This window comes from Thermohalobaculum sp. (assembly GCF_058622915.1).
This window is the reverse complement of record NZ_JBZSYN010000134.1, coordinates 1-8,180: the sequence shown is the minus strand read 5'-3', so window position 1 is coordinate 8,180 and position 8,180 is coordinate 1. Positions and strand designations below refer to the sequence as shown.

The window sequence follows — 8,180 nt, the reverse complement described above, 5'->3', positions numbered from 1 at the left end:
GGCGGCGGTCGAGCCAGTGCTGGATCTGCTCGGGCGCGAGCGCCATCCCCGGCGGGCAGCCGTCGACTACGGCGCCCAGCGCGGGCCCGTGGCTCTCACCCCAGGTGGTGACGCGGAACAGGTGGCCGAAGCTGTTGAGCGGCATGTGCGCGGACCCCTTTTGGGCAGACCCCCTTCTGGCGCCGTCATAGCGCCTTGCCGGGCGCAGAAAAAGCCTTCTGCAGCAGGTCGGGCGGGCATACCGACAGCGCCCCCGCCTGTGGGGCGGGGGCGCAGGGCCTTGCAGACGCTTCGGCGGACGGGTCCGGAGGGTCTATTCGGTCCCTTCGGCCTGGTCCTGGCGCTTGATCGGCGCCCACAGCGCCTTGTTGGTGAAGTAGAGCAGCACCGTCAGCACGATCAGGAAGATGATGTTGCGGAAGCCCGACTCCTTGCGCTCGACCATGTGCGGATCGGCGGCCCACATCAGGAAGGCCGAGACGTCCCGCGCCATCTGGTCGACCGTGGGCTTCGGCGGCTGGTAGTCCGTCTTGGTCGTCACGGTCCCCTCGGGCGTGTAGGCCTTGTAGTCGACCGCCCCGTCGCTGAGCGGCGGCGGCATGCGGATCTTGCCGCTGGGGAAGGCGGTGTTCAGATAGAGCGTGGTGCCCGCCTGCTGCACGGTCTTGCCGGTGAAGCTGGTCAGGATCGCGTGGATGTATTCCGGGCCGCCCTGCCCGTGGATGAGCTGGTTGATGCCCAGGCCATAGGGCCCGTGGAAGGCGGCGCGCGCCTTGGCCATCACGCTGAGGTCCGGGGCGCCGACGCTGGTGACGGCGGGGAAGTTGTCATAGGGCTTGCCCGGACGCGTGGCGCCGGGCCCGCTCGCCGGGTCGGGCACCTGGTAGCTGGCGGCAATCGCCTTCACCTCGTCGGCGGGGAATCCCGGCCCGGTCTCGTTGCCCAGCGACCGGAACGACAGGTATTTCAGCCCGTGGCAGGCCGAGCAGACCTGGTGATAGACCTGAAAGCCCCGCTGCAGCTGGTGCTTGTCGAAGGTACCGAAGGGTCCCTCGAAACTGTACGAGATGTCCTTGATGTGGCCGCCCTCGGCCGCCAGGGCGGGGCCGGGGAAGGCGACCGCCGCGGCCAGGAGCACCGGGGCCAGGAGCACCGGGGCCAGGAGCACCGGGGCCAGGAGCACCGGGGCCATGAGCACCGGGACGAGGCGGGCGGGGATGATGCGGTTGGTGATCATCGTCTCTCTCCTCGCCTCTCGTTCACTCGGCCGGCGTCGCCGCAGGGGCGGACGCCTTCTTGGGCGGGTAGTGCTCATCGAAGTCGGCCTCGATTGTCTCGGGCACGGGCTTGGGCTTCTCGGTCACGCCCAGGATCGGCAGGATCACCAGGAAGAAGCCGAACCAGTAGATCGTGCCGATCAGCGAGATGGTCCTGATGGTCGCCGTCGGCCGCTGGGCGCCGGCCCACATCAGCAACACGAAGTCGAACACCAGCAGCCAGAACCACCACTTGAACTGCGGCCGATAGCGGCCCGAGCGCACCCGCGAGGTGTCGAGCCACGGCACCAGCGCCAGCACGACGATCGCGCCGAACATCGTCAGCACGCCGCCGAGCTTGGCGTCGATGAACAGGATGTTGAAGGTGATCGAGCGCAGCATGGCGTAGTAGGGCAGGAAGTACCATTCGGGCACGATGTGCGGCGGCGTCGCCAGCGGGTTCGCCGGGATATAGTTGTCCGGCTCGTTCAGATAGTCGGGCATGAACCAGGCGAAGATCGCGAAGATGATCAGCACGAAGCTCAGCGCGAACAGGTCCTTCATCACGTAATAGGGCCAGAAGGGCACGGTGTCCTTCTTCGCCACCTCGATCGAGTCGCGCCGCACCTCGACGCCGGTCGGGTTGTTGTTGCCGGTGGAGTGGAAGCCCCACACGTGCACGCCCACCAGCGCCGCGATGACGAAGGGCATCAGGTAGTGCAGCGAGAAGAAATGCTGCAGCGTCGCGTTGCCCACCGCGAAATCGCCCCGCAGCCACACCACGATGCTGCTGCCGATCAGCGGGATGGCCGAGAACAGGTTGGTGATGACGGTCGCGCCCCAGAACGACATCTGCCCCCAGGGCAGCAGGTAGCCCATGAAGGCCGTGGCCATCATGGCCAGGTAGATCAGGATGCCGATGATCCAGGTGATCTCGCGCGGCTCCTTGTAGGAGCCGTAATAGAGCCCGCGGAAGATGTGGAAATAGACCGCGAAGAAGAACAGCGACGCGCCGTTGCGGTGCAGCGTGTGCAGCAGCCAGCCGCCCTGCACGTTGCGGTCGATCTGCTGCAGCGAGGCGAAGGCCAGGCTGCTGTTCGAGGTGTAGTGCATCGCCAGCACGATCCCGGTGGCGATCTGCAGGATCAGGGCGAAGACCAGGACGACGCCCCAGATCCACATCCAGTTGAGGTTCTTCGGGGTCGGGATCACCATCGTCGTGTGGATCAGGCCGGCAATCGGCAGCCGCCTGTGCAACCACTTCATGAAAGGGTTCTTCGGAACGTAGTGATCGTGTGGAATGCCCGCCATCGAGCGCCCTCCCTCAGCCCAGCTTGACCACGGTTTTGGAAAGCCACTTGGCCGGTGGCAGGAACATGTTCTCCGGGGCAGGCCCTTCGCGGATGCGCCCGGCGGTGTCGTACTGAGAGCCGTGGCAGGGGCAGAACCAGCCGTTGTACTTGCCCGCCTCGTTGCCCAGCGGCACGCAGCCCAGATGGGTGCAGATCCCGATCATCACCATCCAGTCCTCGCGCCCGCCGATCGTGCGGTTCTGGTCGGTCGCCGGGGCGTTCGCGGGCAGGTTCGGGTTGCGCGCGACCTGGTCCCTGAGCTGGTCGATCTTGACCGCCCTGGCCTCCTCGATCTCCTTCTTCGTGCGGTTGCGGATGAAGATCGGCTTGCCGCGCCATTTCTTGGTGATCTGGATGCCGGGCTCGACCCCGCTCACGTCGACCTCGATCGAGGCCATCGCCAGCACGTCGGCCGAGGGGTTCATCTGATCGACCAGGGGCCAGATCGCGGCCGCGACGCCGACGGCGCCCACGGCTCCGGAGGCGACGTAAAGGAACTCGCGCCGCGTGGCGTCGTCGTGGCCGCCACCGTCGTGACTGTCTGCGTGAGACACCTCTCTCACTCCCTTTTCTCGTTTCCCCCAACCGGCCACCAGACTGCCGGATTGCGTCATGGTGCCTTGCGCGGCTGCCCCCACCCGCTACGCTGACATTCCTAGCGGGCGGCCGGCGTCCGGTCCAGCGGACAACCCGCCGCACGTTTCGACCTGACCGGAGGGCTTTTTGCAAGACGACCGGCCCGAGTGCAAGGCTGAAGGTGCGCAAATCCGGCTGGCGCTGGTCGAGCCGGAGATCGCGCCGAACGTCGGCGCGGTGCTCAGGCTGGGGGCCTGTCTCGGCGTCGCGGTGCATGTCATCGAGCCCTGCGGCTTTGCCTTGAGCCCGCGCGCCTGGCGCCGCCAGGCGATGGACTACGCCGCGCTGGCCGAGCTGTATCGCCATGATTCCTGGGCAGAATTCCTCTCTGAACGGCCGGTGGGGCGGCTGGTGGCGCTGGTGCCCGGGGGCGAGACCGCACTGTGGGCCTTTCGCTTCGCGCCCGGCGACATCCTGCTGCTCGGTTCCGAGAGCAGCGGCCTGCCCGGCGCCGTCATCGAGGCCGCGCCGGCGCGGGTGCGCATTCCCATGCGGCCCGGGGCGCGCTCGCTCAATGTCGGCATGGCGGCGGCCATCGCCGCGGCCGAGGCGCTGCGCCAGCTCGCGGCCTGAGCCGGCCCGCGGGGCGCCTCACTCCGCCGCCACCTCGCTGCCGATGAAGCCGCCCGACTGGCGCGCCCAGAGCCGGGCGTAGCGCCCCTTGGCCTTGAGCAGCGCGGCGTGGCTGCCCTCCTCGACCACGCGGCCCTGGTCGAGCACCACGATGCGGTCCATGCGCTGGATGGTCGAGAGCCGGTGCGCGATGGCGATCACGGTCTTGCCCTCCATCAGCGCCTCGAGCGAGTCCTGGATCGCCGCCTCGACCTCGGAGTCGAGCGCCGAGGTGGCCTCGTCGAGGATCAGGATCGGCGAGTCCTTGAGCACGGCGCGCGCCAGCGCCACCCGCTGGCGCTGGCCGCCCGACAGGCGCACGCCGCGCTCGCCCACATGGGCCTCCATGCCCTGCCGGCCGTCCTGGTCGGCGAGGTCGGGGATGAACTCGTCGGCGCGCACCTTGCGCGCGGCCTCCCACAGCTCCGCCTCGCTGGCCTCGGGCCGGCCGTAGCGGATGTTCTCGCCGATCGAGCGATGCAACAGCGAGGTGTCCTGGGTGACCATGGCGATGCGGGCGCGCACGCTCTCCTGCCGGCAGTGGGCGAGGTCCTGGCCGTCGATCAGTACGCGCCCCTCGTCGGGGTCGAAGAAGCGCAGCGCCAGGTTGACCAGCGTCGACTTGCCCGCGCCCGAGGGACCCACCAGCCCGACCCGCTCGCCGCCGCGGATGGTCAGGTCGATGTCCACCACCCCGCCGCCGCCGCCGCGGCCGTAGCGGTGGGTGACGTGGTCGAACCGGACCTCGCCCTGGGACAGGGTCAGGGGCCTGGCGTCCGGGCGGTCGGTCAGCCTGAGCGGCTTCGACATGGTCTCCATGCCGTCCTGCACGGTGCCGATGTTCTGGAACAGCGTGGTCAGCGACCACATGATCCAGTCCACCATGCCGTTGAGCCGGGTGACCAGCGCCGCCGCCGTGGCCACCGCGCCCACGGTCACCGCGCCCAAGCTCCACAGCCAGATGGCATAGCCGATCACGCCGCCGATCAGGACCACCGAGAGCCCGGCGAGCGCGACGGTCAGCAGCGTGAAGAGCCGCGTCTGGCGCGCGAAGGTCCAGCGGAAGTCCTCCAGCGCCTCGCGCGCATAGGCTTCCTCGCGCTCGGCATGGGCGAACAGCTTGACCGTCTGGATGTTGGTGTAGGCGTCGACGATCCGCCCCGCCAGCACCGAGCGCGCATCGGCCACGGCGCGGCTGCGCCGGGTGATCAGGGGGACGAAGAACGCGGCGATGGCGAGAAAGCCGGCGAACCACAGCGCCAGCGGCAGCACCAGCCGCAGGTCGGCGCCCGCCAGCACCGCCGCGGCGCCGAACACGTAGATCAGCGCGTACCACATCTCCTGCGCCATCTGGTAGACCGAGTCGTTGAGCGCGGGCGCGAGCTGGATCTGCTTGGTGGCGATGCGCCCGGCGAAGTCGTCGGTGAAGAAGCCCAGCGACTGGCGCAGCATCTTGCGGTGCGTGCGCCAGCGGATCAGCGCGCCCATCGGCGCATAGAAGCCCTGGCTCGAGACCAGGCTCTCGGCGATGCGCACGAAGGGGCGGAACACCAGCACGATGCCGGCCATGGCCAGCAGCGCGCCGCCGTGGTCGCGCCACAGCGTCTGCGGCGTCGAGTGGGTCAGGATGTCCACGAGCTGCCCGGCAAAGCGCAGCATCAGCGCCTCGGTGACGGCGAAGGCGAGCCCCAGCGCCATGGTCCAGCCCAGCACCCAGCGCGCCGGGCCTAGGAAGCTGAGGTAGAACGGGATCAGCCGGCCCGGGAACTCGTCGGGGTTCTCGTAGCGCTGGTAGGGGTCGATCAGGGTCTCGAAATAGCGGAACATGCGATGTCTCGAACGGTTCGGCCTTGCCGGGGCCCGGCGCGCCAGCCTAACAGTGTCCAGCCCGGCGGGAGAGGCAAGAATGCACGACGAACTCGTGGCGGAGAAGACCCGCGCCAGCACCTGGTTCGCCGAGTTGCGCGACCGCATCTGCGCCGAATTCGAGGCGCTCGAGGACGCCCAGACCACCGGCCCGCACGCGGATCTGGCGCCGGGCCGGTTCGCGCGCAAGGAGACCCGCCGCGCCGGCGAGGGCGAGGGCGACCACGGCGGCGGCGTCATGGCGGTGATGCGCGCCGGCCGGCTGTTCGAGAAGGTCGGCGTCAACGTCTCGACCGTGCACGGCGCGCTGGGCGCGCTGGCCCAGCGCAGCCTGACCGCGCGCAAGGAGATCCCCGGCCTCGCCGAGGACCCGCGCTTCTGGGCCTCCGGCATCTCGCTGGTGGCGCATATGCGCTCGCCCCGATGCCCCGCCGTGCACATGAACACGCGCATGTTCTGGACGCCCAAGGCCTGGTGGTTCGGCGGCGGCACCGACCTCAACCCGGTCGAGCCGGTGGCCGAGGACACCGACGCCTTCCACGCGGCGCTGCGCGCGGCCTGCGAGCGGCACGACGCCGCCTACTACCCCCGCTTCAAGGCCTGGGCGGACGAGTACTTCCTGATCCGCCACTGGAACGAGCCGCGCGGGGTGGGCGGCATCTTCTTCGACGACCTCTGCTCGGGCGACTGGGAGGACGACTTCGCCTTCACGCAGGATGTCGGCCGCGCCTTCCTCGACGCCTTCGTGCCGATCACCCGGCGGCGCATGTCCGAGCCCTGGACCGAGGCCGAGCGCGAGCACCAGCTGGTCAAGCGCGGGCGCTATGTCGAGTTCAACCTGGTCTACGACCGCGGCACCAAGTTCGGGCTGGAGACCGGCCACAACCCCGAGGCCGTGCTGATGAGCCTGCCGCCGGTGGCGAAATGGCCGTGAGAGGGAGGATGCGATGAGCGAGCAAGTGGCGCTGGTCACCGGCGCCTCGTCGGGCATCGGCCGGGCCGTGGTGAGTGCGCTCGCCGGCGCGGGCTGGCGGGTGCACGCGCTGGCCCGCCGGGCCGGGCGGCTGGACGCGCTGGCGCGCGAGACCGGCTGCACGCCCCATGCGGCGGACGTGCGCGACGCCGCGGCGATGGAGCGCCTGGTGGCCGAGGTCGCCCCCGACCTTTTGGTGAACAACGCCGGACTAGGGGCGGGGTTCGGCGGGCTTGCCGACGCCAGCCGCGAGGCGGTGGCGCAGACCATCGAGACCAACGTCACCGCGGTGCTGGAGCTGTCGCGCCTGGCGCTGCCGGGCATGATCGCGCGGAAGCGCGGGCACCTGGTCAACATCGGCTCGGTGGCCGGGCTCTACCCGCTGGTCTCGGCGGTCTACGGCGCCTCGAAGGGGGCGGTGCGGCTGTTGGGCCAGAATCTCAGGCTCGAGCTGCGCGGCACCGGCGTGCGCGTCACCGAGATCTGCCCGGGCCGGGTCTCGACCGAGTTCTACGACGTGGCGGTGAGCGACCCGGTCCGGCGCGCGCAGATCAAGGACACCGGCATCCGCGAGCTCAGCCCCGAGGACGTCGCCGGGGCGATCCTCTACGCCGTTTCGGCCCCGCCGCATGTCAACGTCTCGACCATCGAGCTGCAGCCTGTCGAGCAGACCTTCGGCGGCCCCCATCTCGACCCGGTGGACTGGGGGGGCGGCGCATGATCGCCATCGTCTTCGAGGTGCAGCCGGCGCCGGGCAGGCGCGGCGCCTATCTCGACTGGGCGGCCGCGCTCAGGCCCGAGCTGGAGAGGATCGAGGGCTTCGTCTCGGTCGAGCGCTTCGAGAGCCTGACCACGCCGGGCAAGCTGCTCTCGCTCAGCCTGTGGCGCGACGAGGCGGCCGTCGCGCGCTGGCGCAACCACGCCGGGCACCGCGAGGCCCAGGCGGCCGGGCGCGGCGGGCTGTTCGCCGACTACCGGCTGCGCGTGGTCAGCGTGATCCGCGACTACGGGCCCGCCGACCGCGACGAGGCCCCCGCCGACGCGCTCTGGTAGGCGCCCCCGGCTCAGCGAACCACGGCTCAGCCGAGCCGGGGCCCGGGGATCTGCGCGGCCTGGTGGTTGACCATGCGCCAGGCGCCTTCCTCGCGCACCCAGGCGTTCGAGGCCATCAGCTCGATCGGGCCGATCCGCTCGCGGCACAGCACCATGGCGCTCTGCCCGGTGACCACGGCTTGCGCGTCCCAGGCGTGGATCTCGGGCGGGTGGTGGCGCAGGATCATGCGCCAACTCGCCATCACCGCGCCGCGGCCGAAGATTGCCGGGCCGTCCGGGTGGGTGCAGCTCACCTGCCGGAACCGGGCCCACAGCGCTTCCATGATGTCGATGTCGCCCGCGCGCATAGCGCTATAGAAGGCCTCGTTGGCGTCGAGCACCGCGGTGACCTGGCTGTGCGTCATCTCACTCCCACCCGACTTCCACGAGACT

At 70.0% G+C, this 8,180-nt stretch carries 10 protein-coding genes; 4 read left to right on the top strand and 6 right to left on the bottom strand.

The window, feature by feature from the left end:
- The 4 genes from AC32QD_RS10510 to petA all read right to left on the bottom strand — a co-directional run.
- Window positions 1-145 (bottom strand): chorismate synthase (locus AC32QD_RS10510; RefSeq protein WP_492010451.1); only part of this gene is annotated, 145 nt, incomplete at its 3' end.
- 168 nt (window positions 146-313) lie between these two features.
- Window positions 314-1,237: a cytochrome c1 gene (locus AC32QD_RS10505; protein WP_492010450.1), complete on the bottom strand. Its 924-nt coding sequence runs from the start codon at window positions 1,235-1,237 to the stop codon at window positions 314-316.
- A gap of 22 nt (window positions 1,238-1,259) precedes the next feature.
- On the bottom strand, window positions 1,260-2,567 hold the full coding sequence (locus AC32QD_RS10500; protein WP_492010449.1) for a cytochrome b: 1,308 nt from the start codon (window positions 2,565-2,567) through the stop codon (window positions 1,260-1,262).
- A gap of 13 nt (window positions 2,568-2,580) precedes the next feature.
- Window positions 2,581-3,162 carry a ubiquinol-cytochrome c reductase iron-sulfur subunit gene (petA, locus tag AC32QD_RS10495; RefSeq protein ID WP_492010448.1) on the bottom strand — a complete coding sequence of 194 codons (582 nt, stop codon included), beginning with the start codon at window positions 3,160-3,162 and terminating at the stop codon, window positions 2,581-2,583.
- Window positions 3,163-3,331: 169 nt separating this feature from the next.
- On the opposite strand from petA, the gene AC32QD_RS10490 reads away from it, so the two are divergent.
- Window positions 3,332-3,817, top strand: coding sequence for a tRNA (cytidine(34)-2'-O)-methyltransferase (locus tag AC32QD_RS10490; RefSeq protein ID WP_492010447.1), 486 nt, complete (start codon window positions 3,332-3,334; stop codon window positions 3,815-3,817).
- A gap of 18 nt (window positions 3,818-3,835) precedes the next feature.
- Here the strand turns inward: AC32QD_RS10490 and AC32QD_RS10485 are convergent, their stop codons facing one another.
- Window positions 3,836-5,683 carry an ABC transporter ATP-binding protein gene (locus AC32QD_RS10485; protein WP_492010446.1) on the bottom strand — a complete coding sequence of 616 codons (1,848 nt, stop codon included), beginning with the start codon at window positions 5,681-5,683 and terminating at the stop codon, window positions 3,836-3,838.
- Between the two features lie 79 nt (window positions 5,684-5,762).
- Between AC32QD_RS10485 and hemF the strand changes: the two genes are divergently transcribed.
- Genes hemF through AC32QD_RS10470 form a run of 3 tightly spaced genes read left to right on the top strand, consistent with a single transcriptional unit; the run spans window position 5,763 to window position 7,748 of the window.
- A complete protein-coding gene (gene hemF, locus AC32QD_RS10480) occupies window positions 5,763-6,656 on the top strand; it encodes an oxygen-dependent coproporphyrinogen oxidase (protein WP_492010445.1) in 894 nt (297 codons plus the stop codon).
- 13 nt (window positions 6,657-6,669) lie between these two features.
- Window positions 6,670-7,416 carry an SDR family oxidoreductase gene (locus AC32QD_RS10475; protein ID WP_492010444.1) on the top strand — a complete coding sequence of 249 codons (747 nt, stop codon included), beginning with the start codon at window positions 6,670-6,672 and terminating at the stop codon, window positions 7,414-7,416.
- Window positions 7,413-7,748: an antibiotic biosynthesis monooxygenase family protein gene (locus AC32QD_RS10470; RefSeq protein WP_492010443.1), complete on the top strand. Its 336-nt coding sequence runs from the start codon at window positions 7,413-7,415 to the stop codon at window positions 7,746-7,748. The genes AC32QD_RS10475 and AC32QD_RS10470 overlap by 4 nt, the downstream gene beginning before the upstream one ends.
- A gap of 26 nt (window positions 7,749-7,774) precedes the next feature.
- Here the strand turns inward: AC32QD_RS10470 and AC32QD_RS10465 are convergent.
- Window positions 7,775-8,180: nuclear transport factor 2 family protein (locus AC32QD_RS10465; protein ID WP_492010442.1), on the bottom strand; the 406-nt coding region annotated here is incomplete at its 5' end.